Annotated in this window: 29 protein-coding genes and 1 tRNA gene; all 30 read left to right on the top strand. The window is 70.9% G+C overall.

Annotation, left to right across the window (positions count from 1 at the left end; all coding sequences use genetic code 11):
* Positions 1 to 191, top strand: a 191-nt coding sequence (rplU, locus tag VGW35_05835; protein ID HEV8307169.1) for a 50S ribosomal protein L21, incomplete at its 5' end; no start/stop codon positions are given.
* Between the two features lie 187 nt (positions 192 to 378).
* Positions 379 to 636 (top strand): 50S ribosomal protein L27, encoded by a 258-nt coding sequence (rpmA, locus tag VGW35_05830; GenBank protein HEV8307168.1) that lies wholly within the window; start codon positions 379 to 381, stop codon positions 634 to 636.
* A gap of 58 nt (positions 637 to 694) precedes the next feature.
* Positions 695 to 1723, top strand: a complete 1029-nt coding sequence (gene obgE, locus VGW35_05825) for a GTPase ObgE (GenBank protein ID HEV8307167.1) — start codon at positions 695 to 697, stop codon at positions 1721 to 1723.
* A complete protein-coding gene (gene proB, locus VGW35_05820; protein ID HEV8307166.1) occupies positions 1720 to 2835 on the top strand; it encodes a glutamate 5-kinase in 1116 nt (371 codons plus the stop codon). Before obgE ends, proB begins: the two co-directional genes overlap by 4 nt.
* A 130-nt stretch (positions 2836 to 2965) precedes the next feature.
* Entirely contained in the window at positions 2966 to 4222 is a 1257-nt protein-coding gene (locus VGW35_05815; GenBank protein ID HEV8307165.1) for a glutamate-5-semialdehyde dehydrogenase, read from the top strand.
* A gap of 31 nt (positions 4223 to 4253) precedes the next feature.
* Positions 4254 to 4943 carry a nicotinate-nucleotide adenylyltransferase gene (nadD, locus tag VGW35_05810; protein ID HEV8307164.1) on the top strand — a complete coding sequence of 230 codons (690 nt, stop codon included), beginning with the start codon at positions 4254 to 4256 and terminating at the stop codon, positions 4941 to 4943.
* Complete coding sequence (rsfS, locus tag VGW35_05805; GenBank protein HEV8307163.1) at positions 4934 to 5284, top strand: ribosome silencing factor; 351 nt, start codon at positions 4934 to 4936, stop codon at positions 5282 to 5284. Before nadD ends, rsfS begins: the two co-directional genes overlap by 10 nt.
* Positions 5285 to 5414: 130 nt before the next feature.
* Complete coding sequence (locus VGW35_05800; protein ID HEV8307162.1) at positions 5415 to 5786, top strand: TraR/DksA family transcriptional regulator; 372 nt, start codon at positions 5415 to 5417, stop codon at positions 5784 to 5786.
* Positions 5787 to 5844: 58 nt separating this feature from the next.
* Positions 5845 to 6594, top strand: a complete 750-nt coding sequence (locus VGW35_05795) for a ComF family protein (GenBank protein ID HEV8307161.1) — start codon at positions 5845 to 5847, stop codon at positions 6592 to 6594.
* A gap of 343 nt (positions 6595 to 6937) precedes the next feature.
* Complete coding sequence (gene gap / locus VGW35_05790) at positions 6938 to 7942, top strand: type I glyceraldehyde-3-phosphate dehydrogenase (protein ID HEV8307160.1); 1005 nt, start codon at positions 6938 to 6940, stop codon at positions 7940 to 7942.
* 301 nt (positions 7943 to 8243) lie between these two features.
* A complete protein-coding gene (locus VGW35_05785) occupies positions 8244 to 9431 on the top strand; it encodes a phosphoglycerate kinase (protein HEV8307159.1) in 1188 nt (395 codons plus the stop codon).
* A 2-nt stretch (positions 9432 to 9433) separates the two neighbouring features.
* The gene (gene tpiA / locus VGW35_05780) at positions 9434 to 10234 is read left to right on the top strand and encodes a triose-phosphate isomerase (GenBank protein ID HEV8307158.1); all 801 of its coding nucleotides are present in this window, start codon (positions 9434 to 9436) and stop codon (positions 10232 to 10234) included.
* Position 10235: 1 nt separating this feature from the next.
* Positions 10236 to 10580 (top strand): preprotein translocase subunit SecG, encoded by a 345-nt coding sequence (gene secG, locus VGW35_05775; GenBank protein HEV8307157.1) that lies wholly within the window; start codon positions 10236 to 10238, stop codon positions 10578 to 10580.
* Positions 10581 to 10654: 74 nt separating this feature from the next.
* Positions 10655 to 12757 carry an ABC transporter substrate-binding protein gene (locus VGW35_05770; GenBank protein ID HEV8307156.1) on the top strand — a complete coding sequence of 701 codons (2103 nt, stop codon included), beginning with the start codon at positions 10655 to 10657 and terminating at the stop codon, positions 12755 to 12757.
* Positions 12758 to 12901: 144 nt separating this feature from the next.
* Positions 12902 to 13861 carry an ABC transporter permease gene (locus tag VGW35_05765; GenBank protein HEV8307155.1) on the top strand — a complete coding sequence of 320 codons (960 nt, stop codon included), beginning with the start codon at positions 12902 to 12904 and terminating at the stop codon, positions 13859 to 13861.
* Positions 13862 to 13994: 133 nt separating this feature from the next.
* Positions 13995 to 15137, top strand: coding sequence for an ABC transporter permease (locus VGW35_05760; GenBank protein HEV8307154.1), 1143 nt, complete (start codon positions 13995 to 13997; stop codon positions 15135 to 15137).
* A 63-nt stretch (positions 15138 to 15200) separates the two neighbouring features.
* A tRNA-Leu gene (locus VGW35_05755) sits at positions 15201 to 15285 on the top strand.
* Between the two features lie 140 nt (positions 15286 to 15425).
* Positions 15426 to 16352 carry a lipoyl synthase gene (gene lipA / locus VGW35_05750; protein ID HEV8307153.1) on the top strand — a complete coding sequence of 309 codons (927 nt, stop codon included), beginning with the start codon at positions 15426 to 15428 and terminating at the stop codon, positions 16350 to 16352.
* Between the two features lie 65 nt (positions 16353 to 16417).
* The gene (gene ndhC, locus VGW35_05745; protein HEV8307152.1) at positions 16418 to 16822 is read left to right on the top strand and encodes an NADH-quinone oxidoreductase subunit A; all 405 of its coding nucleotides are present in this window, start codon (positions 16418 to 16420) and stop codon (positions 16820 to 16822) included.
* Complete coding sequence (locus VGW35_05740; GenBank protein HEV8307151.1) at positions 16813 to 17268, top strand: NADH-quinone oxidoreductase subunit B; 456 nt, start codon at positions 16813 to 16815, stop codon at positions 17266 to 17268. Before ndhC ends, VGW35_05740 begins: the two co-directional genes overlap by 10 nt.
* Before the next feature lie 33 nt (positions 17269 to 17301).
* Entirely contained in the window at positions 17302 to 17799 is a 498-nt protein-coding gene (locus VGW35_05735; GenBank protein ID HEV8307150.1) for an NADH-quinone oxidoreductase subunit C, read from the top strand.
* Between the two features lie 100 nt (positions 17800 to 17899).
* Positions 17900 to 19306 carry an NADH-quinone oxidoreductase subunit D gene (locus tag VGW35_05730; GenBank protein ID HEV8307149.1) on the top strand — a complete coding sequence of 469 codons (1407 nt, stop codon included), beginning with the start codon at positions 17900 to 17902 and terminating at the stop codon, positions 19304 to 19306.
* On the top strand, positions 19303 to 19794 hold the full coding sequence (locus VGW35_05725; GenBank protein ID HEV8307148.1) for an NAD(P)H-dependent oxidoreductase subunit E: 492 nt from the start codon (positions 19303 to 19305) through the stop codon (positions 19792 to 19794). The genes VGW35_05730 and VGW35_05725 overlap by 4 nt, the downstream gene beginning before the upstream one ends.
* Complete coding sequence (gene nuoF, locus VGW35_05720; protein ID HEV8307147.1) at positions 19794 to 21098, top strand: NADH-quinone oxidoreductase subunit NuoF; 1305 nt, start codon at positions 19794 to 19796, stop codon at positions 21096 to 21098. Before VGW35_05725 ends, nuoF begins: the two co-directional genes overlap by 1 nt.
* 23 nt (positions 21099 to 21121) lie before the next feature.
* Positions 21122 to 22747: a molybdopterin-dependent oxidoreductase gene (locus tag VGW35_05715; GenBank protein ID HEV8307146.1), complete on the top strand. Its 1626-nt coding sequence runs from the start codon at positions 21122 to 21124 to the stop codon at positions 22745 to 22747.
* A 91-nt stretch (positions 22748 to 22838) separates the two neighbouring features.
* On the top strand, positions 22839 to 23924 hold the full coding sequence (locus VGW35_05710) for a complex I subunit 1 family protein (protein ID HEV8307145.1): 1086 nt from the start codon (positions 22839 to 22841) through the stop codon (positions 23922 to 23924).
* Between the two features lie 176 nt (positions 23925 to 24100).
* A complete protein-coding gene (locus VGW35_05705; GenBank protein ID HEV8307144.1) occupies positions 24101 to 24670 on the top strand; it encodes an NADH-quinone oxidoreductase subunit I in 570 nt (189 codons plus the stop codon).
* 187 nt (positions 24671 to 24857) lie between these two features.
* Complete coding sequence (locus tag VGW35_05700; protein HEV8307143.1) at positions 24858 to 25337, top strand: NADH-quinone oxidoreductase subunit J; 480 nt, start codon at positions 24858 to 24860, stop codon at positions 25335 to 25337.
* A 15-nt stretch (positions 25338 to 25352) separates the two neighbouring features.
* On the top strand, positions 25353 to 25655 hold the full coding sequence (nuoK, locus tag VGW35_05695; GenBank protein ID HEV8307142.1) for an NADH-quinone oxidoreductase subunit NuoK: 303 nt from the start codon (positions 25353 to 25355) through the stop codon (positions 25653 to 25655).
* A 38-nt stretch (positions 25656 to 25693) separates the two neighbouring features.
* Positions 25694 to 26701 carry a pyruvate dehydrogenase (acetyl-transferring) E1 component subunit alpha gene (gene pdhA / locus VGW35_05690; protein ID HEV8307141.1) on the top strand — a complete coding sequence of 336 codons (1008 nt, stop codon included), beginning with the start codon at positions 25694 to 25696 and terminating at the stop codon, positions 26699 to 26701.
* Positions 26702 to 26946: the final 245 nt, after the last annotated feature.

The following is a 26946-nucleotide window of genomic DNA, read 5'->3' as shown; positions in this document are numbered from 1 at the left end:
GGGGGGACGGCGACCCGGTCGTCGAGCCCGCGTCCCTGGCCGACGCGCGGGTCGTCGGCCAGGTCATCCAAGCCGGGCGGGCCCGGAAGATCGTCATCGTCAAGTTCAAGCGCCGGAAGAATTACTCCCGTCGGCAGGGTCACCGGCAGCGGTACACGGCCGTCAGGATCACGCGGATCGAGGCCAGCTAGTTTCTTCGGGGGGGTCTCGGAAGACCCCCCCGATACCCCCCTCGGTTGCGGCGGCACAGCCGCCGCTCGGGGCTTTGCTCGATGCATCGCCTGTTCGGGGGGAGCTGACGGGTTACTCCGACACACCGCTAGACTCGGCGGGGGCCGTGGTGGCCCCTTCCGATGAGTCAGCAGGGAGCGCACCACGATGGCACACAAGAAGGGCGTCGGCAGTTCGCGGAACGGACGGGACAGCCAGCCGAAGATGCTCGGCGTCAAGCGGTTCGCCGGACAATTCGTGCCGGCCGGATCGATCCTGGTCCGGCAGCGGGGCACCCGCTTCCGCCCGGGTCAGAACGTCGGGCTCGGCGTCGACTTCACGCTGTTCGCCACGGCGGACGGCTACGTCCGCTTCGAGGAGCGACGCGGGCGCCGGCTCGTCAGCGTCCTCACCTCAACCGCGTAAATCGCGCTCCGGCCGCCGGGCTCCCCGGCGCCGTCCTGCCCGATCCCCCGAGGCGCCCGTGTTCGTCGACGAGGTCGAGATCCTGGTCAAGGCCGGCGACGGCGGTCGCGGGTGCGTGAGCTTCCGCCGGGAGAAGTACGTCCCCCGCGGCGGACCCGACGGCGGCGACGGCGGCCGCGGCGGCTCGGTCTTCCTGGAGGCCGACGAGGGTCTGACGACCCTGCTCGACTTCCGCTACCGCCGGCAGTATGCGGCTCGCCGGGGCGGGCACGGCATGGGATCGGACAAGCACGGCGCCAACGCGGCGGACCTGGTCCTGCGCGTCCCCCCGGGGACGATCGCGCGGGAGCGTGGCGGGAATCTGCTCCTCGGCGAGCTGACGGTCCACGGCCAGCGGCTCCTGGTGGCCGCCGGGGGCCGGGGCGGGCGCGGGAACGCGCGGTTCGCCACCTCGACCCGCCGCGCGCCGCGGATCGCCGAGCCCGGCGGGGCCGGCGAGGAGCGCAGGCTCGCCCTGGAGCTCAAGCTCCTGGCCGACGTCGGCATCGTCGGGTTCCCCAACGCCGGCAAGTCCACGCTCGTCTCGCGCCTCTCGGCCGCGCGGCCGAAGATCGCCGCCTATCCCTTCACGACGCTTCAGCCGACCCTCGGGCTCGTTCGGCTCGATGACGAGCGAAGCTTCGTGATCGCGGACATCCCGGGGCTGATCCCGGGCGCCGCCGAGGGCAAAGGCCTGGGCCTCCGCTTTCTCCGCCACGTCGAGCGGACCCGGGTGCTGGTGCACCTGCTCGACCTCGATCCGGCGACCGGGCGCGATCCCGTGGAGGACTGGCGACTCATCCAGCGCGAGCTCGGCGAGTATGCGGGCGAGCTCGCGACCCGACCCCAGGTGCTGGCCGCCAACAAGATGGACCTCGCCGACACCGCGTCGCGCCTCCGCCGCGTCCGGGCGCTCGCCCGCCGCGAGGGGCGGCCTCTGGTCGCCCTGTCCGCCCGTACGGGGGAGGGCCTGGACGAGCTCCGGACTGTCCTGGCGACGCTGCTCGGCGCGCCTCCGGCCCACCGGCCGGCGCGAGCCCTCGGATGAAGCGCCGGCTGCCCTCGCTCCGGCGGATCGTCGTCAAAGTGGGGAGCGGGCTCATCGCCGAGTCTGGACGGGGTCCCGATCCCACCCGGATCGGCCGCCTCGCGGCCGACCTGGCCGCGGTGATCGCGCGCCCGCTCGAGGTCGCCCTCGTCTCCTCCGGTGCCATCGCGGCGGGCACGGCGCGGCTCGGGCTCCGGGTGAGGCCGCGGACGATCCCCGAGAAGCAGGCGGCGGCGGCGGCCGGCCAGGCGGCGCTCATGTGGCACTACGAGCAGGCCTTCCTTCCCCATGGCCGGCAGGTGGCCCAGGTCCTGCTCACGCAGGAAGACATCAGCCACCGGGCGCGCTACCTCAATGCCCGGAACACGCTGTTGACGCTGCTGGGCTACGGGGTGCTCCCCATCATCAACGAGAATGACACCGTGGCGGTGGAGGAGATCAAGGTCGGAGACAACGACAACCTCGCCGCGCTCGTGGCCTATCTCGTCGAGGCGGACCTCCTGGTGCTGCTCAGTGACACCGACGGGCTCTACACGGGCGATCCGAACCAGGACCCGACCGCCGAGCGGATCGACACGGTGGAGGCGATCACCCCGGAGATGGAGCGGCTGGCGGGTGCCCGGGGCCCCCTCGGCACCGGCGGCATGGTTACCAAGCTCCAGGCCGCCCAGAAGGCGATGGCGGCCGGCATCCCGATGGTGATCGCCGACGGCCGCCGGGCCGGCGTGCTGGACGCCGTCCTCGACGGAGAGCCGGTCGGCACGTACTTCGAGCCGCGTGGCGACCGGCTCACGGCGCGCAAGCGCTGGATCGCGTTCGCCATCGCGCCGCAGGGGATGCTGGAGGTGGACGCCGGCGCCCGGCGCGCCCTGGTGGAAGGAGGCAAGAGCCTTCTGCCGTCCGGGGTCGTGAAGGTGGAGGGCGAGTTCTCGGCCGGCGACGCGGTGGGCCTGCGCGACCCCGAGGGGCGCGAGTTCGCCCGCGGCATCGTCAACTACGACGCGCGGGAGGTCGCCACCCTGCGGGGGGCGCGCACCAGGGACATCGAGCGCCTGCTCGGCTATCGCGCACTGGACGAGGTGATTCACCGCGACGATTTGGTCATCCTCTGATTCATGGGAGGGGGCCTCGACGGCCTAGGGCAATTCGCTGCGCGCGGTTGCTCCGGCAGCCGTCCGACGGCGGGCGGCGGGAAGGGTCGCCGCGGCGGTACGGGAATGGAGTAGAATGGGCGCCGTGGGCATGACGATCCGCGAGCTGGTGGAGACCCGGGCGCGGGCGGCGCGGGACGCATCGCGCGTGCTGGCCCTCGCCTCGACGCGGGTCAAGAACGACGCGCTCATGCAGATGGCGCGGGGCGTCGAGGAAAAGGCGCGGGTGATCCTCCGGGCCAACCGGGGTGACCTCGAGCGGGCGCGCAGCCGGGGCCACCCGCGAGCGTTTCTCGACCGCCTCACCCTCACCGACGCGCGCATCGAGGAGATGGCCGCCGGCATCCGCCAGATCGCCGGGCTGCCCGACCCGGTCGGAGAGACCGTGCGGATGTGGCGCCGACCGAACGGCATGGAGGTCGGACGCGTCCGCGTCCCGCTCGGAGTGGTCGGGATCATCTACGAGAGCCGCCCCAATGTCACCGCGGATGCCGCCGCGCTCTGCGTGAAGTCCGGCAACGCGTGTGTCCTCCGCGGCGGCCACGACGCCCTCGAGTCCAACACGGTGATCGCGGCGATCCTCGCCAAGGGCCTCGAGAAGGGGGGGCTCCCGGCGGAGGCCATCGGCTTCATCGACACGCCCGACCGGGAGGCGGTCGACGTGCTCCTCACCCTCGAGCGGTACGTGGATCTCGTCGTGCCCCGGGGAGGCGAAGCCTTCGTGCGCATGGTCGCCGAGCGCGCCAGCATCCCGGTGCTCAAGCACGACAAGGGACTGTGTCACGTCTACGTGGATGCCGACGCCGACCTCGCCATGGCGGCCGAGATCGCCCTGAACGCCAAGGTGCAGCGGCCCGGAGTCTGCAACGCCATGGAGACGCTCCTGGTGCACCGCTCGGTGGCCGAGGCCTTCCTTCCCGCGGTGGCGGAACGCTTGCGGGAGGCCGGAGTCGAGGTGCGGGGCTGCCCGGCGACCCGGATCCTCGTCCCCTGGGCGAAGCCGGCCGACGAGGAGGATTGGCGCACGGAGTACCTCGACCTGATCCTCGCGGTCCGCGTGGTGGACGCCTTCGAGGCCGCCGTCGCGCACATCCGGGAGTACGGCTCGGGGCTGGCCGAGGCCATCGTGACGCGCGACTACGGCCGGGCCCGCCGGTTCCTGGCCGAGGTGGACGCCGCCTGCGTCCTGGTCAACGCCTCGACCCGGCTCTGCGACGGCAGCCAGTTCGGGATGGGCGCCGAGCTCGGCATCTCCACCTCCAAGCTTCACGCCCGTGGGCCGGTGGGCGTCGAAGAGCTGACCACGACCAAGTTCGTCGTGCTGGGTTCCGGGCAGTTGCGGGAGTAGTCGGCCTCATGTCCTTGGCCTGACCGGTCGCATGGCGGAGCTGCGGCTGGGAGTTCTCGGCGGGACCTTCAATCCGATCCATCTGGGCCATCTGGCGCTGGCCGAGTCCTTTCGCGAACGTCTGGCGCTCGATCGGGTCCTCTTCGTGCCCGCCGGGATTCCGCCGCACAAGGACGTGCGGGGTGTCGCCGGCTCCCTCGACCGGTACGCGATGGTGGCGCTCGCGGTCGCCGGCCATCCGGCCTTCACGGCCTGTGACGTCGAGGTGCGGCGGGCGGGGCCGTCCTACTCGGTCGAGACCCTGGAGACGTTGTCGGGCGAATGGCCCGGCGCCCGCCTCTTCCTCCTGATGGGGACCGACACGTTTCTGGATCTGCCGAGCTGGCGCACCCCCGAGCGGCTCGCCACCTGGGCCACGCTCGCGGTGGGCCGCCGGGAGGGGAGTGAGTTCGATCCCGAGGCGCCCGCCGCCCGAGCCGTGCTGGCCCGACTGGGCCGCCGGGATTGGCAGCACATCGGGACCACGTCCCCGGAGGAGCTGGCCGCCATCGGGCCGGGGGAAGTGCTCCTGGTCGAGACGCGGTCCCTGCCCGTCTCGGCGCGGGAGATTCGGCGCCGGCTCGGGGCCGGAGAGAGCGTCCGCTATCTCGTCCCGCTGGCGGTCGCCGAATACATCGGGCAGCACCGGTTGTACACCGAGCCCGCCGCAGAGTGCCGCTGACTGCCGCCGCGAAAGCCCGGCTGGGCGCCCGGGCGGCCCTCGCCAAGAAGGCCGAGTCGATGCTCGTGCTGGATCTCCAGGCCATCTCCTCCATCGCCGACTACTTCGTCATCTGCTGCGGCGCATCGACGACGCAGGTTCGGACGATCGTGGACGCGGTGGAGCAGAGCCTCAAGGCCGAAGGGGTGCCGGTCTACCATCGCGAGGGCCTGCCGGAGTCGGGCTGGGTGCTGCTCGACTACGCCGACGTGGTCGTGCACGTGTTCCTGCCGGAGACCCGCGACTTCTACTCGCTCGAACGGTTGTGGGGAGACGCCCCCGAGTTGCCCATCGAGGCGTGACGGCCGGCCGGATCGCCGAGCCCGGACACCCGCCGACACGACCGCAGAGCTCTGGACACCGCGGAAAGCCCGTGCTAAGGTTGGCCCCCAAGACGGCGGGCGTCACTCCCCTGGAGGAGGGATTTGACGGATGAAGATGAAGAAGGATCGCCTCGCTCAGTTTCGCCAGACGCTGCTCGACAAGCGGCGCCAGCTGGAGGACGAGGTCGGGCGGAGCGCGCTCTACGGGAAGGGGCAGGAGGACGACTCGATCAAGGATCTCGGTGACCAGGCGACCACCGCTTACACCCGCGAGTTCCTGTTCGAGCTCGGCAACGGGGACCGCCGACTCCTCAAGGAGGTTCTGATCGCCCTGCGCAAGCTCGACGAGGGCGGCTTCGGCGAGTGCGAGCGCTGCGGCGAGTCGATCGCCGAGCGGCGGCTCGACGCGCTCCCCTTCGCGCGCTACTGCATCGGCTGTCAGCGCCTGATCGAGCAAGAGGAGAAGGCCGTCACCGGCTGAGCCTGCCCGGCCGCTCGGGCCGCATCCACCCCGCCGGCTGCGCGCCGCGTTCTCCGCCGTGAGGCCGTGGCTCGATCCCGTCCTCGACCTGCTCTTCCCCGCCGTCTGTCCGGTGTGCGGGACGCGCTCCGATGACCGTCGCCGCCGGCCGTTCTGCACCGCCTGCTGGGACGCGCTGCCGCTCTTGCCCGAGCCGGGGTGCCCCGTCTGCGGCCGGGTGTTCGTGGGGCTCCCGGCGGGACTCCGCTGTGACGCCTGTCGCCGCGCGCCGCCGCCCTTCGGCTATGCTCGGGCGGTGGCGGCCTACCGGGACGGCATGCGAGCCGCCATCCACGTCCTGAAGTACCGCGGCCGCCGAGCGGTGGCGCCGCCGCTCGGCGCGCTCCTGGCCCAGGTGGGCCGTCGCCTGCTGCCGTCGCCTCCGGAGGGCCGCGCGGACGAGCTGGCCGTGGACGCGATCGTCCCGGTCCCGCTCCACGGCGCGCGCCTGGCCGAGCGCGGCTTCAACCAGGCCGAGCTCCTGGCCGCACCCGTGGCCGCCGCGTGGCAGCGGCCGCTCCTGACCCGCGCCCTCGTCCGCACGCGGCCCACCGCGCCCCAGACCGAGCTCGACGCGATGGCCCGGCGTCAGAACGTGACCGGCGCGTTCGCCGTCGCGCGTCCAGCCGAGGTCGCCGGGCTCCGCCTGCTCCTGATCGACGACGTCCTCACCACCGGCGCCACGGTCTCGGCAGCCGCCCGGGCGCTCCGCCAGGGCGGTGCAGCGTCGGTCGGAGTCCTGGTCCTCGCGGCGGTCGATGCGGGCTGACCCCGTGCCCGAGATCATGGGAGGGGGCCGTTGATCGGGCGGGCTTCGCCCGTTGGGGCCCCCTCCCAAACCTCCCCCAACCTCTCGGGCTTCCGTGGGTGGGCGCGGCGGCGAAGCCGCCGCTCGGTGTAGAGCATTCTCGGTCCTGGGCGCGCCTTACTCCGACACCCCCTGTGCCGGCGGACGGGTGACGACGTTGACGGTGCTCATGCGCGACTCCTATAATGATCGTGCTCCTTCGAGTGCACGTGCATGACCTGGTCCGAGCGCGGCACCATCGGTCCTCTCCGCACCGTACAGCGCCGCCGCCTCAACCTTCGCGACCCATAAAGGAGTGGCCAGCATGGGGCTGAAAGTCGGCATCAACGGTTTCGGACGGATCGGGCGGGTCTTCTTCCGAGCAGCCTGGGGCACCCCCGGGCTCGAGGTGGTGGGCGTCAATGACCTCGCCGACGCCGCGACGCTGGCCCACCTGCTGAAGTACGACTCGGTCCACGGGCACTTCCGGCCCGAGGTGGTGGCGAAGGGAGAGGCCTTCTTCGTCGAGGGCCGGCAGGTGCGGGTGTCCGCCCAGAAGGACCCCGCCGCGCTGCCCTGGAAGGAGCTCGGCGTGGACATCGTCGTCGAATCGACCGGTGTCTTCCGAGACAAGGCGGGAACCGGCAAGCATCTCCAGGCCGGCGCCAAGAAGGTCGTGATCACGGCTCCCGCCAAGGACCCCGACGTGACGCTCGTGCTCGGGGTGAACGAGGGGATGTACGACCCGGCCGCCCACCACATCGTGTCGAACGCGTCCTGCACGACGAACTGCCTGGCCACCGTGACGAAGGTTCTCCTCGACCGCTTCGGCGTGCGCCGGGGCTTCATGTCGACGGTCCACAGCTACACGAACGACCAGCCCATCCACGACTTCCCCCACAAGGACCTCCGGCGGGCCCGCGCCGGCGCGGTCTCGATGATCCCGACCACCACCGGAGCCGCGACCGCCGTGGGCCTCGTGCTCCCGACGCTCAAGGGGAAGCTCGACGGCATCGCGATCCGCGTCCCCACCGCGAACGTCTCGGTCGTCGACCTCACCGCCGAGCTCGAGAAGCCGGCCTCGGTGGAGGCCATCAACGACGCCTTCCGCCAGGCGGCCGCCGGCGCGCTCAAGAACATCCTGGCCTACACCGACGAGCAGCTCGTCTCCGTGGACTTCAACGGCAATCCCCATTCCTCGATCGTGGACGGCCCCTCCACGGCGCTGATCGACGGCGGGCTCGTGAAGGTCCTCGCCTGGTACGACAACGAGTGGGGGTATTCATGCCGGGTGCGCGACCTCATCCTCTATATGGGCAAATCCCTCTAGCCGTGCCGGGAGGCAGCCCGGCGGCGCCCGGGAGGAGGCTGTCGGATTAACCGCGCGCACCGTTGGCCGGACCGCCGCGACCGCGAACGTCCGCGCTGCACGCGGGCTTCGCCCGCGCAACCGCTGGAGAAGGTTTCGGAAAGGGCCATCGCGACGCCCTCCGATGAGCTCGCGTTGCGTCAGAGTGACCGGGAGCTCGCCCCGAGCGTGCGCGGCGTGGAGCAGCTCTCCGAGTCGCGGCTGTGCCGCCGCAACCGAGGGGTCTCGGGGGGGTCTTCCGAGACCCCCCCGAAGAACTAGCGTGCGGAAGCGCACCATCGAGGAGGTCGAGCTCGCCGGCCGTCGGGTCTTCCTCCGCGTGGACTTCAACGTGCCCCTCGGCCGGGACGGGGCGGTCGCCGAGGACGCCCGCATCCGAGCCGTGCTGCCGACGCTCGAGCTCTGTCGCCAGGCCGGGGCCCGGGTGATCCTCGCCTCCCATCTCGGCCGCCCGAAGGGGGCGCCGGACCCCAAGTTCTCCCTGAGGCCCGTGGCGATCCGCCTCGGTGAGCTGCTCGGCGCGACGGTGCCGCTCGCCGGCGACTGCGTCGGGGCCGAGGTCGAGAGCCAGGCCCGCGCGCTCCGTCCGGGCGGGCTCCTCTTGCTCGAGAACCTCCGCTTCCACCCGGGCGAGGAGAAGAACGATCCGGGCTTCGCCCGGGCGCTGGCGGCCCTCGGCGACCTCTACGTGAACGACGCCTTCGCCGCCGCCCACCGGGCCCACGCGTCCACTGAAGGCATCACGCGCCACCTGCGCCCGGCGGTGGCCGGGCTCCTCATGAAGCGGGAGCTCGAGACCCTGGGGCGGGTCCTGGACGCGCCCGAGCGGCCCCTCCTGGCGATCCTCGGCGGCGCCAAGGTCTCGGACAAGCTGGGGCTCGTCGACGCGCTCCTCGGCCGGGTCGACCACCTGCTCATCGGGGGAGGCATGGCCTTCACGTTCCTCAAGGCCCGGGGCCACGAGGTCGGGCGGTCACTCCTCGAAGCCGGCCTCGTCGAGACGGCGGCCCGGCTCCTCGAATCGGCAGAGGCGCGCGGGGTCGGGCTCGGGCTTCCGTCCGACACCGTGGTGGCGGCCTCGCCCGACGCCGAGGCGGGCCAGACCGTGGCCGTGGCGGGGATCCCGCCCGACCGGATGGGCCTCGACATCGGGCCGGCGACGGTGGCCGCCTTCGGGGCCGTGATCCGGGAGAGCCGGACCATCGTGTGGAACGGCCCGATGGGGGTGTTCGAGCGGGCCCCGTTCGCCGCGGGAACGCTCGGGGTCGCCCGGGCGGTCGCGGAGGCGCCGGGGCTGACCGTGGTGGGCGGGGGCGACACGGTGGCGGCGGTCGAGCACGCCGGGATCGCGGATCGAATCGGCTACCTGTCGACGGGCGGCGGGGCGTTCCTCGAGTATCTCGAGGGACGGACGCTGCCGGGCGTGGCCGCCCTCGACGATCGCCCCTGACCATGGCCGTCCGGGAGCCGACCGTCGTCGCGAACTGGAAGATGCACACCTCGCTCGCCGAGGCGCGCGCGCTGGCCCAGGCCGTCCGCGACGGGAGCGAGGGACTCGACGGCGTCCGCATCGTGCTGTGCCCGCCGTTCACCGCGCTGGCGGCGGTCGGCCCGGTCCTGGCCGGGTCGGATCTCGGCCTCGGCGCCCAGGACGCCCACTGGGAGGCCGCCGGGGCGTTCACGGGCGCGATCTCGCCGGCCCAGGTGGCCGATGCCGGCGCCCGGGTGGTGATCCTCGGCCACTCGGAGCGGCGCCAGGTGTTCGGGGAGACCGACGCGGTGGTGCAGCGGAAGGTGCGGGCCGCGCTCGCCCACGGCCTCACGCCGCTCCTCTGCGTCGGCGAGACGGCCACCGAGCGGGCGGCGGGGACGACGGCGGCGGTGGTGACCCGTCAGCTCGGAAGCGCCCTGGCCGAGCGCTCGGCGGACGAGATCGCCCGATGCTGGGTCGCCTACGAGCCGGTGTGGGCCATCGGGACCGGACAGACGGCGACGCCGGCCCAGGCCGCCGAGGTCCACGCGACGCTCCGCGACCTCCTGCGGCGAGAGGCCACGCGCGCGGTTGCCGAACGCTGCCCGATCCTCTATGGTGGGAGCATCAAACCGGATAACATGGCGGCGCTGATGGCCGAGGCCGAGGTCGACGGGGGCCTCGTCGGAGGCGCCAGCCTGAAGGCTGCTGATTTCCTCGCCATCGTCCGGGCGGCGCGCGAGGCCACGGGCCGGCGCCCCCCGATAACCGGAGGAGTCTGAGGTGTACATCGCCATCGTCGTCCTGCACGTGCTGGTGTCGCTCTCCATCATCGCCATCGTCCTCCTCCAGGCGGGCAAGGGCGCCGACATCGGCTCGGCCTTCGGCGGGGGCGGCAGCCAGGCGGTCTTCGGCTCGATGGGAACGCCCACGATCCTGGGGAAGATCACGACGACCGTCGCCATCATCTTCATGCTGACCTCCTTCTCGCTGGCCCTCCTGTCCGCGCGCCACGCCTCCGTCGTGCCTGCCACCGGCCCCGCCCAGACGCCCTCGGCGCCGGCCGCCCCCGGCGAGCCGGCCACGCCCGGCGGACCGGCCCCCCAGTCCGCACCGGCGCCCAAATAGGGCGCCGCGGCCCGGTCCCGGGCCGCCCGGATGGCCGTAGACCCATGACCCTGGCGCACCACCGGATGGACTGAATGTCGAAGAAGCTCTTCCTTCTCGCCGCCCCGACGCTGGTGAGCGTCCTGCTGCTCCAATCCTACCTCTGGGTCCCGACCTTCGATGACCAGGCCCGGGGTGACCCCCGGCGGCTCACGCGCTACATCAGCGGCTCCCTGGCCGACGCGGCGATCCTGAATCCCACGCTCTCGGCCGACTCGGCCTCGAGCGAGATCAACGGCCTCGTCTTCGAGGGTCTGATCGATCGCGACGAGAACCTGAACTTCCGGCCCCGGCTCGCCGAGTCCTGGCGGATCTTCGAGGAGGCGTACCTGGTGGCGGATCCGGGCGTGCGTCTCGGGGACGGCACGCCGGCCTCGGCCGAGACCCTGCGGGCGCGGATCCAGGCCGCCGCCCGGCAGGGCGCGCTCGGCCCCGTCGACGGGGTCGAGGTCGTCCCCGGCGCGACCGCGACGACGAGCGTGCCCGATCCGACGGCGCCGCCCCCGGCCAAGGGCGCTCGCCCGCCCACCGTGACGCTCACGGTGCGGCGGCCCGACCGGATCAAGCTCACGCTCGGCGCCGTCGATCAGGACCTCTTCGCCAAGCTGGATCGGGTCCTGGCGGGCTACGTGAAGCGGCTCGCCCCGGCCCGGTACGTCGACGGGCCTCCGGCCGCGGTGAAGGCGCTGGCCGAGGAGCTGGCGCCGGTGACCGAGCACAATCCGGTCATCGTCTTCGCGCTCCGGCGCGGCGTCCTCTTCCACGATGGGCACGAGTTCGACTCGGGGGACGTGAGGTTCACCTACGAGACGATCATGGATCCCCGCAACCTCTCGCCCCGCGTGTCCGACTTCGAGCCCATCAAGGCGGTGGAGCCGACGGGGAAGTACGAGGTGCGGGTCGTCTACAAGCGCCTGTTCCAGCCGGGGTTCGAAAGCTGGGGCATGGGGATCCTGCCCGCGCACCTGCTGAACCGCGAGGCGCTCCGCCAGGAGGCAGGATCGCTCGGGCGGGACCCGGACAAGTACTCGGTGCGGGACGCCCGCTTCAACCGGGCGCCGGTCGGCGCGGGGCCCTTTCGCTTCGTGGAGTGGCGGACCGACGAGTACGTCAAGCTCGCGCGATTCGACCGCTACTGGGAGGGTCCGGCCCGGTTCCAGGACTACTACATGCGAGTGCTCCCGGACCTGGTGACCGAGGAGCTGACGTTCTACGCCGGGACGACGGATGCCTACGGCGTCCAGCCCCACCAGGTGGCGCGGCTCCGGAACGACCCCCGCTTCCACACGTTCTCGGGGCTAGCCCTGGGCTACACGTACATCGGGTACAACATGCGGCGGCCGCCGTTCCAGGACGCCCGGGTCCGGCGGGCGCTCGGCATGGCCATCAACGTCCAGGAGATCATCGACTACGTCCTCTACGGGCAGGCCGAGCGGACCACCGGCCCCTACCCGAAGCAGACCGACTTCTACGATCCGGGGGTCCAGCCGATTCCCTACGACCCGGCCGGCGCCCTCCGGCTCCTGGAGGAGGCGGGCTACCGCCGGAACTCCGCCACCGGCTGGCTCGAGAAGGAGGGACGGCCGCTGGCTTTCACCTTCATCACGAACCACGGGAACGAGACGCGGAAGGCGATCATGACGATCGCCCAGAACGCGTGGCGGCGGCTCGGGATCCAGGTGGAATCGCTGACCCTGGAGTGGGCGGTCTTCATCAAGGAGCGGGTCAACAAGCTCGACTTCGACGCCGTGGTGCTCGGCTGGTCCATGGGGCTCGACGCCGACCTCTACCAGCTCTTCCACGCGAGTCAGACCGGCGAGTTCCAGCTCAACTTCGTCGGCTACGAAAACCCGCGGGCCGACGAGCTCATCGTGCGGATCCGGCAGGAGTACGATCAGCCCCGGCAGGTGGCCATGGCGCGGGAGCTCCACCGGCTCATCGCCGCCGACCAGCCGTACACGTTCCTCTACGTCGGCAAGTGGACAGCCCTCCTGGACCGGAAGATCGTCCGGCTCGTGCGGACCGAGGACGGGCAGCCGGTGTACGCGCCCATCGTGCCGACCAAGCTCGGCGGCTATACCTTCCACTTCAACGAGTGGATCAAGACCCCCCGGCCGGTCGAGCTGTCGCCCCGATAGGGGCCTGTCGATGAAGAACGCGCAACTCGCGCAAGCAGTACCGCAGCGCTCGAGGTATTCCGCTCCGAGCGCCGGCTTCGCCGGCGCAACCCTTCCCGGGGGGAGGTCCGGAAGGGGGGCGGAGCCCCCCTCCGGGTAAGGGCCATGGGCGCGTTCCTCCTCCGCACCGCCTGGAAGAAAGTCTGGACGCTCTTTTTCGTGTCGATCATCTCGTTCGCCGTCATCCACCTGGCCCCCGGCGATCCCAGCCAGATCGACCCGCTGAACCCGCGCTTCACCAAGGAGCAGCTCCAGCGCTACCGCGCCGCGTTCGATCTCGACAAGCCGCTGCCCGTCCAGTACTCCCGCTTCTACTGGAAGCTCTTCAGCGGCGAGCTGCGCTCGTTCAAGGACAACCAGCCGGTCATGCCCAAGATCCTCCAGCGCGCCCTGAACAGCCTGCCGCTCTTCGTGGTCGGGACCGTCATCGTCTGGTGCTACGCCTTTCCGCTCGGGGTCGCCTCGGCCGTGCAGCGGAACTCGCGCTTCGACAAGCTGACGACGGTGCTGGTCTTCGCCCTGATCTCCATTCCCGGCTTCTACCTCTCGTACCTGGCGATCATCTTCGTGGTCCGGACGCTGGAAGTGGACGTCTTCGGACTCCAGACGTTCGGCCGGGAGGGCATCCGGTTTCTCCCCTGGGTCATGGATCGCACGTGGCATCTGGTCCTGCCCTCCGTGCTCGGCGCGACGGCCGGGATCGCCGTGCTGTCGCGGTACGTCCGCTCCCAGATGCTCGAGGTCGTCAGCTCCGACTACGTCCGGACGGCGCGCGCCAAGGGGCTGCCCGAGGACCAGGTCCTCTACGGCCACGCCCTGTCGAACGCGCTCCTGCCGTTCGTGACCATGTTCGGCCTGCTCCTGCCCGGCCTGATCGGCGGGAGCGTCATCTTCGAGACGATCTTCGCCTGGCCGGGGATCGGCCGCCTCGGCTACGAGGCCATCCTCAACCGCGACTACCCGGTGGTCATCTCGATCGGCTTCCTGGCCGCCATCCTCACCCTCATCGGCACGCTCCTGTCCGACCTCCTGTATATGGTGGTCGACCCGAGAATCCGGCTGTAAGCGCCGTGCCGATAACCGTCGCATCCCGTCGTCCTCGGGCGGCGCCCATCCTCAACGTACAAAGGCGTACGCCTGCGGTGGGCGCCGCCCTGCGTCCTAGGGCTGCTCGGTTCTCGGCCCGGCGCCATTGCCCATGAGCACCGTGCTCGACGCCACCGCCGGCTCCGCGGCGCCCCCCGCGCGGCGGAGCCTTTCGCCGGGGTGGCTCGCCTGGCGCGTCTTCCTCCGGAATCGCGCCGCGGTGGGCGGGATGGTCGTGGTCCTGGCCTTCTTCGGCATCGCCCTCGGCGGGCTCGCCCTCACCCGGGGGGCGACTCCCGTCCTCAACCCACGCGAGGTCCGGCTGCCCGACAAGCTCAAGCCGCCGCTCAGCCGCCCGAATTCCGATGTCGTGCCGGCGGCGAGCCGGCCGCGCTTGGGCGTCTATCCCCTGGGGACGGACGAGCTGGGGCGAGACGTGTTCGCCCGCATGCTCGAGGGCGCCTTCGTCTCGCTCTCGGTCGGTTTCGTCGCCGTGGGCATCGCGGTCGTGGTCGGCTGCGTCATGGGGGGTATCGCCGGACACTACGGGCGGGCGCGCCTGCCGGCGCCCGGGTGGAGCGTCGGCGCGGTCGGGCTCGGGATCCTCGCCTGGGTGGGGGTGGCCATGAGCCGCGGCGCCGGGCGGGCCGACGTGGCGCTCTGGGCGGGGCTCGGCGTGCTCATGCTCGGCACCGGCCTGGCCGGCCTCTTCCTCCGCCGGCCCTACGCGCTCACCATGGACACGCTGATCACCGGCCTCATCGACGTGATGCTCTGCTTTCCGACGTTCTTTCTGATCCTGACCGTGATCGCCGTGCTGAAGCCCTCCATCTGGAACATCATGATCGTCATCGGGCTCACGAGCTGGGAAGGCACGGCGCGCTTCGTGCGAGCCGAGATCCTGTCGCTCCGCGAGCAGGAGTTCGTCCACGCCGCCACGGCCATGGGCGTGTCCGGCCCGCGCACGATCCGCCGGCATCTCCTGCCCAACGCCGTGGCGCCCGTGCTGGTCTCGGCCACCCTCGGCATCGCCGGCGCCATCCTCACCGAGTCGGCCCTCTCGGTCCTCGGCTTCGGTGTCCCGCCGCCCGACGCCACCTGGGGGAACATCATCGCCGACGGGCGCAAGTACCTCTTCGACGCGCCCTGGTTGACGCTGGTGCCGGGCACGGCGATCTTCCTCGTGGTCCTGGCCTTCAACCTGTTCGGCGAGGGGCTGAGGGAGGCCTACAACCCGAAGCTCCGGGAGCGGTAGGGGCGCGCCCGAGCCGCCCGACGCTTGACAGGGCGCGTGAGGCCGCGGCATCATACGCGATGCGCCGAAGTGGCGGAATTGGCAGACGCGCACGTTTGAGGGGCGTGTGGGGAAACCCGTGGGGGTTCGAGTCCCCCCTTCGGCACCACCTCTGATTCGGCCCTCCCGGTCGGGGCGGCTTCCCCCAGACGGCTGACGAGTCCCGACGAGGCGCAGGCTCGAGCCTCCGGTGTCGCCGACGCGCGGCAGCTGTGGCATAATGAGCAAGGTCACGCCGGTTTTTCGCACATGAGACAGGCACTTCCGGTCATCCAGCCTGATTCGCTGCCGGGGGCCCAGGCGCGCAAGCCGGCCTGGCTGAAGGTGCGCGCCCCGGGCGGCCCGAACTACATGCGTCTCCAGGCCCTGATGCGCGAGCAGAACCTCCACACGGTCTGCGAGGAGGCGCGCTGTCCGAACATCGGCGAGTGCTGGGAGGCCCGGACCGCGACCTTCATGATCCTCGGCGACGTCTGCACCCGCCGGTGCGGGTTCTGCGCCGTCTCTCACGGCCGACCGGTCTGGGAGGATTGGGGCGAGCCCGACCGCGTGGGACGCACGGTGGCGCAGATCGGGCTCGAGCACGTGGTCGTCACCAGCGTGAACCGGGACGACCTGGCCGACGGCGGGGCGGAGATCTTCGCCCGGACCATTCGGGCGATCCGGCGCGAGGCGCCCGCCTGTCGCGTCGAGGTGCTGATTCCGGACTTCCAGGGCTCGGGGCCCGCGCTCACCACGGTGCTCGAGGCCCGGCCGGACGTGCTGAACCACAACGTGGAGACGGTGCCTCGACTCTACCGCGTGGTGCGGCCCGGGGCGCGGTACGAGCGGAGCCTCGAGCTCTTCGCGCGGGCGCGACGGCATCCCACGCGGCCGGTCACGAAGTCGGGGATCATGCTCGGGCTCGGCGAGACCACCGAGGAGCTGCGGGCGACCATGGCCGATCTGCGGGGCGTGGACGTCCAGCTCCTGACGCTCGGGCAGTACCTGCGTCCGTCGCCCGCGCATCTGCCCGTGGTCCGCTACGTGCCGCCGGACGAGTTCCGAGGGCTGGCCACCGTCGGGGCGGAGCTCGGCTTCCAGCACGTGGAGGCCGGCCCGCTCGTTCGCTCCTCGTATCACGCCCGGAAGCAGCTCCAGGCCGCCTGCCAGACGCCCGACCCGCTGGGAGGCTGAAGGGCCGTGAAGGAATCGAGCCGAGAGATCGCCGAGCAGGGACGACGGGGCGGCGCGGGCTACTGGTGGGTGGGGGGGAGCGGCAGCTGGCGCTCCCGCCCCACGATGGACTGACCGCCGTGCAGTACGTGCCGATCCTGATGGTCTTCGCGGTGTGCGCCGGGGTGGCCGGCCTTCTGGCCTGGCTCCCGAGCGTGCTGGGACCCCGGCGCCCGTCGCCGGTCAAGCTCGAGTCCTTCGAATGCGGGAAGGTGCCGATCGCGCTCCCGGAGGGCCGCTTCGCCATCAAGTTCTCGACCACCGCGATCATGTTCATCATCTTCGACATCGAGCTGATGTTCGTCTTCCCGTGGACGGTGGTATACCGGGAGCTGGGTCTGTTCGGGTTCTGGACGATGCTCTTCTACCTCGGGGTGCTGATGCTGGGGCTGCTCTACGACTGGCGCAAGGGGGGCCTGGAGTGGGACTAGGGGAGTTCTTCACGACCAAGCTCGATGAAGCCATCGGCTGGGCGCGGAAATACTCCATCTTCCAGTATCCGTTCGTGACCGCGTGCTGCGGCATGGAATACATGGCGACGGCCTGCTCGCACTACGACGTGGATCGCTTCGGCGCCGGACTCCCCCGGTTCTCGCCGCGCCAGGCCGACGTGCTCTTCGTGGTCGGCACGATCAACCACAAGATGGCGCCGGTCCTCAAGCGCGTCTACGACCAGATGACCGAGCCGAAGTGGGTGGTGGCCTTCGGGGTCTGCACCTGCACCGGCGGGTTCTACGACAACTATGCGGTGGTCCAGGGGATCGACACCATCATCCCGGTGGACGTGTACATCCCCGGCTGCCCGCCGCGCCCGGAGAGCGTGCTGGACGGCCTGATGAAGCTCCAGGAGAAGATCGTCGCCGAGAAGCAGCGGTAGCCGGCTCCCGCCTCGGCGCCTCGACCATTTCCCATGGACGGATCGGCGATTCTCGCGCGGCTCCAGGAGCGCTTCGGTGCGGCCGTCCTGGCCACCCACGATCACCGCGGCGACCACACCGCGGTCGTGGACCGGGGGGTGGTCCTCGACGTCCTCCGGTTCTGCCGGGACGAGCCGGCGCTCCGGCTCGACATGCTGATGGACCTCACGGCGGTCGACTACCTCAACTATCCGGGGCGGGAGGCGGGCCCCCGCTTCGAGATCGTCTACATCCTCTACTCGGTGTCGGAAAACCACCGGGTGCGGGTCAAGGTGGGCGTGGAGGAGGACGACCCGGTCGTGCCGACGGCGGTGCCGCTGTGGGGGATCGCCAACTGGTACGAGCGCGAGGTCTGGGACATGTTCGGGATCCGCTTTGACGGCCACCCGGACCCCCGGCGTCTCCTCATGTACGAGGAGTTCGTGGGACACCCGCTCCGGAAGGATTACCCGATGAACCGGCGGCAGCCGCTGGTCGGCCCCCGGAACTGACCCCGGTGAAGAAATCGATGCGAGACCTGTCCGGGCGGGGACGACGCGAAGCAGCAGGCTGCTGCAGGCGCTCCCGCCCCACGCTGGATTGAGACGACCCGTGGCGGACCCGCACGAGCAGCCGACCCGCCAGGTGCGAGAGATCTTCCTCGGCGAGGGGACGTTCCCGCAGCCGCCGCCGGCGGACGGCACCGAGAACCTGCTCGTCAACATCGGTCCGTCCCACCCGGCGATGCACGGCATCATCCGGATCTTCGCCGAGCTCGACGGGGAGCGGCTGGTCAAGACCGACGTCGAGATCGGCTACCTCCATCGAGGCTTCGAAAAGCACTGCGAGGGCGGTCCGTACAACAACGCCATGCCCTACACCGACCGGCTCAACTACGTGTCGCCCCTCATCAACAACTTCGGCTACGCCTCGGCCGTCGAGAAGCTCCTCGGGATCGACGTGACCGAGCGCTGCCAGTACATCCGCGTGATCATGAGCGAAATCTCGCGGATCACCGATCACCTCACGTGCATCGGCGCCAGCGCCATGGAGCTGGGGGCCTTCACCGTCTTCCTCTACATGATCAAGGCCCGGGAGTTCCTGTGGGAAGTGGTGGAGAAGGTGACGGGGGCGCGCCTCACCATCTCGTACGGGCGGGTGGGTGGCGTGAAGGCCGACCTGCCACCCGAGTTCGAGCCGGCCGTGCGCCAGGCCTTCCAGGAGACCCGGACGGTTCTCGACGAGGTCCACAAGCTCCTGACCGGCAACCGCATCTTCGTCGATCGGATGAAGGGCATCGGGGTCATCTCCCGGGAGGACGCGATCAGCTACGCGATCACCGGTCCCCTCCTGCGCGCCTGCGGCGTCCCGTTCGACGTCCGGCGGGCGACGCCCTACTGGGTCTACGACCGGCTGGACTTCGAGATCCCGGTGGGCGACGTCGGCGACAACTACGATCGCTACCTGGTCCGGATGGCCGAGATGGAACAGTCGATGCGGATCGTCGAGCAGGCCCTCCGCGCCATGCCGGCCGGGCCGGTGAACGTGGACTTCGAAGGGCGGCCCTTCACGACGCCCTCGGAGTACGTCGACCGGGGAAAGCTCGGCAAGACCGACGGCCTGCTCCTCGTGCCCATCACGCTCTCACCGAACCTCCGGGGTCAGGAGCGTCCCTTTCACCAGGCGGTGAACGCGCCGGACAAGCGCGCGGTCCTGCCGTCCAAGGAGGTCACCTACGGCTCGATCGAGGGCCTGATGCAGCACTTCATGCTGATCATGGATGGCTTCGGGATCCGGCCGCCGGCGGGCGAGGCCTACTTCGCGGTTGAGGGGGCCAACGGGGAGCTCGGCTTCTACGTCGTCTCCGACGGCTCCGATCGGCCCTACCGGGTGCGCTGCCGGCCGCCGTGCCTGCCGCCGATGGCCGCGCTCCACCGCATGCTGGAGGGCGGCATGATGGCCGACATGGTCCCGACGTTCGGGTCGATCAATATGATTGCCGGCGAGCTCGAGCGGTGAGGCCGGAGACCGCCTCGACCCTCGCGTTCTCCGATGAGCAGCTGCGCCGAGTGCGCGAGCTGCAGGCCCTGTACCCCGAGCGCCGCGCGGCCCTCCTCCCGGTCCTCCGGATGGCCCAGGAGACCTTCGGCCACATCGCCCCCGAGGTCGAGGCGTACGTGGGCGAGCTGTTCGACCTGTCGCCGGCGCACGTCCACGAGGTGGTGACCTTCTACACCCTCTTCTTCCAGAAGCCGGTCGGGCGGCACGTCCTCGCCGTCTGCCACAACCTCTCCTGCGCCCTCCTCGGGGCCGAGGACGTGATCGGCCACCTCCAGGAGCGTCTCGGCATCGAGGCGGGCGAGACGACGCCCGACCGGCGGGTCACCCTGCTGCGGGTCGAGTGCCTCTGCGCGTGCGAGATGGCGCCGATGATGCAGGTGGACGACGATTACGTGGGGCCGCTCACCCCCGAGACGATCGATCGGGTCCTGGAGGGCCTGCGCTGATGGCCGAGCGCGTCCTCATGCGCAACTTCGAGCGCCCGGACTCTCATACGCTGGCCGGCTACCAGGCGACCGGGGGATACCAGGCCCTGCGGAAGGCCATCGGCCTGGGCGCCGATGCCATCACGGCCGAGGTCAAGCAGGCGAACCTGCGCGGCCTCGGCGGGGCGGGGTTCCCGACCGGCACCAAGTGGGGCTTCATCCCGCAGAAGCGCACGGCGCCCGTCTACCTCGTCGTGAACGCCGACGAAGGGGAGCCGGGCACCTTCAAGGACCGGTACCTCCTCGAGCGCGATCCTCACGCCCTCATCGAGGGGATGCTGATCGCCGCCTACGCCATCGAGTGCGAGACCTCGTTCGTCTACATCCGTGGCGAGTACGTGCGCCCCTGGCGGATCTTCGCGGAGGCGGTGCGCGAGGCGGAGGGGGCGGGGCTCCTGGGGCGGAACATCCTGGGCTCGGGCTTCGATCACCGGATCATCGTCCACCGCGGAGCCGGTGCCTACATCTGTGGCGAGGAGACGGGGCTGATCTCCTCGCTCGAGGGCCAGAAGGGGTGGCCGAAGGTCAAGCCGCCGTTCCCGGCCGTTCGCGGCGCCTTCGGGGCGCCGACGATCGTCAACAACGTCGAGACGCTCTGCTGCCTGCCGCCGATCATCGCGCGCGGCGGGCAGTGGTTCGCGGCCCTCGGCACCAAGAGCCAGGGCGGGACGCGGATGTACTCGGTTTCGGGCCACGTCGCCCGGCCCGGAGTATACGAGGCGTCCGTGTCCATCACGTTGCGCGACCTGATCTACCGTGAGGCGGGGGGGATTCGCGGCGGCCGGCCCCTCAAGGCGGTTGTTCCGGGGGGCTCGTCGGCGGCCATCCTCAAGGCGGACGAGATCGACGTGAGCATGGACGTCGACGGGCTCAAGAGTGCGGGGACGATGGCCGGCTCGGCCGGCGTCATCGTGATGGACGAGACGACCTGCATTCCCGAGGCGCTGTGGGTCGTGGCCCGCTTCTACGCCCACGAGTCGTGCGGGCAATGCACCCCCTGCCGCGAGTGCACCGGCTGGATCTACAAGATCGCCGGCCGGATCCTGGCCGGCAAGGGCGTGCCCCAGGATCCCGACACCATCGTGGATGTGGCCAAGCGCGGGATCGGCACCACCATCTGCGCGTTCTACGACGGGGCCATCGGCCCCTACATCTCGTACGTCGAGAAGTTCCGCGGCGAGTTCGACTACCACATCCGGCACGGCGCCTGCGACGTCCACCCGGGCCGAGCCGGCCGGGTCCCGGCTTCGGCCGGGGCCCACTGAGCCGGCATGGCTGCGCGGATCCCATGCCCACGCTGACGATCGACGGCAAGCCGGTCGAGGTGCCCCCGGGGACCAACCTGATCGAGGCCGCCCGGCGGGTCGGGATCGAGGTCCCGCATTACTGCTACCATCCCGCCCTCTCGATCGCCGGCGCCTGCCGGCTCTGCATGGTCGACATCGAGAAGACGCCGCGCCCGACGATCGCCTGCAACACCCTGGCGGCCGACGGGATGGTCGTCCAGACCCGCACCGAGCGCGTGCTGGAGACGCGCCGATCGGTGATGGAGTGGCACCTCATCAATCATCCGCTCGACTGCCCGGTCTGCGATCAGGCGGGGGAGTGCTGGCTCCAGATCTATTACATGCAGCACGGGCTCTACGAGCCGCGGATGATCGACGACAAGGTTCACAAGCCGAAGGCGGTGCCGCTCGGACGATACGTGATGCTGGACGCCGAGCGCTGCATCCTCTGCTCGCGCTGCGTGCGCTTCTGTGACGAGGTCACCAAAACCGGGGAGCTCGGGATCTTCAACCGGGGCGATCACTCGGAGATCGGGGTGTTCCCGGGCAGCACGCTCGACAACCCCTACTCGGGCAACGTGATCGACATCTGCCCGGTCGGAGCCCTCACCGACCGCGACTTCCGCTTCCGCGTGCGGGTCTGGTACCTCGAGCGGGTGAAGTCGATCTGCCCGGGGTGCGCCCGCGGCTGCAACATCGAGGTCCACACCAACACCCGGCGGCTCCACCAGTCCCGGGGCCGGCGGATTGCCCGGCTCAAGCCGCGGTTCAACGCCGGGGTCAACCGGTGGTGGATGTGCGACGAGGGCCGCTACGGGTTCCATCCCCTGGACGCCCCGAGCCGGCTTCAGGTGCCCGAGGTGCGCGAGCCCGGCGCCCGCCGGGTGGTGGCGTGGCCGGAGATGGTGGCGACCCTCGCCGCCCGCCTGCGGGAGGCGTCTCCGGGCGCCGTGGGCGTGCTGCTCTCCCCCCAGATGGCGAACGAGGACCTCTGGATGGCCCGGCGGCTCTTCGGCGAGGCCCTCGGGCTCTCCCGTCACCTCGACTTCCGCGTGCCCCCGCCGGCCCCGGGGTTCCAGGACGACTTCCTGATCCGGGCCGACAAGAACCCCAACACGCGCGGCGCCGAGCTGATCGGGGGGGAGCCCGCCGGCGCCGCCGACGGCGCCCACGTGATCACGGCGGCCGCGGCGGGACGGCTTCGGGTCCTGTGGGTGTTCGGCCACGACCTGCTGGCGTCGGGCTGGCCCCCGGGCGAGGTGCGGGCCGCGCTCGATCGCGTCGGGTGCCTCGTCTTCCAGGGTGCGAACGCGAATCAGACGAGCGAGCGGGCGCACCTCGTCCTGCCGAGCGCGGCGTACGTCGAGCGCGACGGCACCTTCACGAACTTCGAGGGTCGGGTCCAGCGCTTCTGGCCGGCGGTGCCGCCGCCGGGAGAGGCCCGGGCGGACTGGGACATCCTCGCCGAGGTGGCCCGGGCCCTGGACCACGACTGGCGCCCGGCCCGGGCCGAGCACGTCTTCCGCGAGCTGGCGGCGGCGGTGCCGGCCTTCGCCGGGCTCGACTACCGGACGCTGCGGGACCAGGGGGCGCGGGTAGCGGAGCCGACGGAGGCCGCGCGCTCATGAGCGGCCCGGGCCGATACCCGTCGCTCCGGGTCGCCCCCGGCCCGGTCCCACCGGGAGGCTCCGTCGGCGTCGATTGGGCGAGGGCGCGCGCGTGAGCGCCCTGGCCGTCGATCTCGGGATCGCGGTCGCCAAGGTCGGATTCGTCATGGGGTTCGTCCTGAACCTGGGCGGCCTCATGACGTGGGTCGAGCGCAAGCAGTCGGCGGTCATGCAGGACCGCGTCGGGGCCAATCGCGCATCGATCTTCGGGCTGCGCCTGATCGGGCTCTTCCATCCGCTGGCCGACGCGATCAAGATGCTGACGAAGGAGGACTTCATCCCCGCTCGGGCCGATCGGGCGCTCTTCCTGGCGGCGCCGTTCGTGTCCGTGTTCTTCGCCCTGGCCGGGTTCGCCACCATCCCCTTCGGCGACGTCCTGCGGGTGGGCGGGCGCGAGATCTCGCTCCAGGCGGTGGCGCTGAACGCGGGCATCCTCTACGTCTTCGGCATGCTCTCCATGGGCGTGTACGGCGTCCTCCTGGCGGGGTGGGCGTCGGCCAACAACTATGCCCTCCTCGGCGGGCAGCGGGCGGCGGCTCTGATGATCTCGGCCGAGATCGCCATCGGGGCCTCGATCATGGGCGTCTGCATGGTCTACGGCTCGCTCGACCTCCAGGAGATCGCCCGCGGCCAGGGCGCCTACTGGGCGGGGGTCATCCCCAAGTGGGGGATCTTCACGCAGCCGCTCGGCCTCATCCTGTTCCTCACCGCCGGGATCGCGTCCACCAAGCGCATCCCCTTCGACTTCCCGGAAGGCGAGTCCGAGATCATCGGCTACTTCATCGAGTACAGCGGGATGAAGTTCGGCATGTTCATGATGGCGGACTTCGTCGAGACGGTCGTGATCGCCGGGATGACGACCGCCCTGTTCCTGGGAGGCTGGCAGGTGCCGTGGCTCTTCGCGGACGGCTTCCAGTTTCCCGGCGGGCTCTCGGTGGGGCTGCCCCACCTCGTCGTGGTGGCGCTCCAGATCGGGGCCTTCGTCCTGAAAGTGGTCCTCATGTGTTGGTTCCTCATGCTCGTCCGCTGGACCCTGCCGCGGTTCCGGTACGATCAGGCGATGCGGCTCGGCTGGCTCGGGCTGCTCCCGCTCGCGGTGCTGAACATCGTGGTCACGGCCGCGGTCCTGCTCCTCTAGGAGTCCATCGCAGTGATCCGGCGCGTCCGACTGACCGTGCGGTGGAGCGAGCAGCGTCCGAGCGCGGGCATTGCCGGCGGGCCCACCCGCCCGGCCCGAGAGGCGGGGCAGGTTTGGGAGGGGGCCCCAACGGGCGAAGCCCGCGCGATCAATGGCCCCCTCCCGTGGATAGGTCGATGGCGACCTTGAAGCCGGTCCTGGTCACGCGGCAGGTGCCCGCCTCCCCCCGCCAGCGCCTGTACCTGGTCGAGGTGCTGATCGGGCTCGGGGTGACGGCCGGCCACTTCTTCCGCAACATGGGGCGATGGCTCTCGGGCGGGAAGGGCGCCGTCACCTACCAGTGGCCCGAGGAGCGCCGCCCGCTCGCCCCGCGCCTCCGGAGCCTCCACCGGCTGGTCCGACGGGAGGACGGGTCGCCCCGCTGCGTGGCCTGCATGATGTGCGAGACGGTGTGCCCGGCCCACTGCATCTACATCGTGGCGGCCGAGCACCCGAATCCCGACATCGAGAAGTACCCGGAGCGCTTCGACATCGACCTCGGCAAGTGCGTCTTCTGCGGCTACTGCGTGGAGGCGTGTCCCGAGGATGCCATCCGGATGGACACGGGCATCCTCGAATTCTCGGCGTACAGCCGGGCCGGGATGATCTACTCCAAAGAGGTCCTGCTCGGGCTCGAGCCGGCAGGCGCGGACGGGCTGCCGACCGTGCAGCCCCCGGCGGCGGTCATCCGGCGGGGGTTCCCCTAGTGGCCGGCCAGCGTTCGGTGTGTGGCGCCATGGCGCTTCTGTCACACGCTGGACCGACGTCGGCGCGGGTGGAATTCCCACGCGCTCGTCACCGAAGCGCTCCGAGCGCGGGCTCCGCCCGCGCCACTCGGGGGGAGGTTCGGAAGGGGGGCGGAGCCCCCCTCCGAGAAGACTAGTGGAATGGGCGATGTTCCTGATCGTGGCGGGCGGCGCTATCGCCTCGGCGGTCGGCCTGGTGGTCCGCCGCAACCCGCTTCACGGGGCGCTGTTCCTGGTGGCCAACCTGTTCTGCGTGGCCGTCCTCTACCTCATGCTGCGCGCCGAGTTCCTGGCCCTCGCCCAGGTGATCATCTACGCGGGCGCGATCATGGTCCTGTTCATCTTCGCCATCATGCTCCTGGTGCCGGGAAAGGCGGAGGCCAGCCCGGATCCCCTGGGGCCCCAGCGCATGCTGGCCCTGCCCTTCGCGGGCCTGCTGGGGCTCGTGGTGGTGATGGTCTTGCCGGGCGCGGCGGCGCGCCAGGTCCCGGCGGGGCCGCCGACCGGGGTGCGGACGATCGGGCAGCTCCTGTTCACCGACTACCTGCTGCCCTTCGAGGTGACGGCCGTCCTGTTGCTGGCGGCCCTGATCGGGGCCCTCGCGCTGGCGAAGCGGCGGGTCACCTAGAAGGCGGGCCGAGCGATGGTGCCGCCCGTCTACTACGCCGCCCTGTCGGCCGTGCTCTTCACGGTCGGGGTGGTGGGGGTTCTGGTGCGGCGGAACCCCCTCGTGATTTTCATGTCGATCGAGCTGATGCTGAATGCCGCGAACCTGGCCTTCGTGGCGTTCGGGCACGCCCGCGGAGTCGTCGACGGCCAGGTCATCGTGTTCTTCGTGATGACGGTGGCCGCCGCCGAGGTGGCCGTGGGGCTCGCCATCATCGTGGCCATCTTTCGGACCCGCTATCGGATCAGCGTCGACGATCTGTCGCTGATGCGCTGGTGAGCCGGCGGCGGACGGCAGGACGACGGAGGAGGTAGGCCGTGGCAAGCAAGGACAAGGCGGCGGCGCCCAAGCGAGAGGTCGGGCGGGAGAACGGCAAGCCCTGGCGGGACCTCCTCGCCCAGATGCTCCTCATCCGGCGCTTCGAGGAGAAGGCGGGCGAGATGTACGCCCTCGGGAAGATCGGAGGGTTCCTGCACCTCTACATCGGCCAGGAGGCGGTGGCGGTGGGAGCCATCTCGACCCTTCGGCCGGACGACTACGCGATCGCCGGCTACCGCGAGCACGGGCACGCCCTGGCCAAGGGGGCGGATCCCAAGCGCCTGATGGCCGAGCTGTACGGGCGGCGGACCGGGGTCTCCAAGGGCAAGGGCGGCTCGATGCACCTCTTCGACCGCAGCGTGAACTTCCTGGGCGGCCACGCGATCGTCGGCGGCTACCTGCCGATCGCCGCCGGGGTCGCCTTCGCCATTCGCTACGAGGAACGCGACCAGGTGATCCTGTGCTTCTTCGGTGACGGGTCCGTGCCGCAGGGGGAGTTCCACGAGTCGCTCAACCTGGCCGCGCTGTGGAAGCTGCCGGTCGTCTACATCTGCGAGAACAACCGCTACGCGATGGGCACCGCCATCCATCGGGCGCTGGCCCAGACCGAGATCTACAAGTTCGCCGAAGCGTACAAGATTCCCGGCGAGGCGTGTAACGGGATGGACGTCGTGGCCGTGCGGGAGTGCGTCGGCCGCGCCGTCGACCGGGCGCGCGAGTCGCGGACCCCCAGCCTCATCGAGGCGCGCACCTACCGGTTCCGCGGGCACTCGATGCGCGATCCGTCGGCGGCCATCTATCGGACCAAGGACGAGGTCGACCAGGAGAAGCTGCGCGATCCGATCGCCGGGTTCCGGGACCAGCTCCTCCGAGAAGGGCACCTCGACGAGGCGGGCTGGAAGGCCCTCACCGACGAGGTGGAGGCGCGCGTGACCGAGGCGGTCGAGTTCGCGGAGACGTCGCCCGAGCCGCCGTCCGAGTGGCTGCTCGAGGACGTCTATGCCTAGACTCTCGGAGGGGGGCTGCGCCCCCCGGAGAATGCCCTCCCGGCGAAGCCGGGCCGTTCGCCATTCGGCGAACGGATCGGGCCTGCCTCCCCCCGGGAAGCTGGGACGGCAGGTCACGAGGCCGAAGGTAGAGGCCGAGGAGGAGGGCTCGAGATGGCGGTGATCACGTACCGGGACGCGCTCAATCACGCGCACCGCGAGGAGATGGAGCGGGACGAGCGCGTGTTCCTGATGGGGGAAGAGGT

The sequence above is a fragment of the Candidatus Methylomirabilota bacterium genome (assembly GCA_036005065.1).
Classification (GTDB): Bacteria; Methylomirabilota; Methylomirabilia; order Rokubacteriales; family DASRDR01; genus DASYQW01.
Note: the sequence above shows the minus strand (reverse complement) of the source record. Positions and strands in the feature narration are given on the sequence as shown.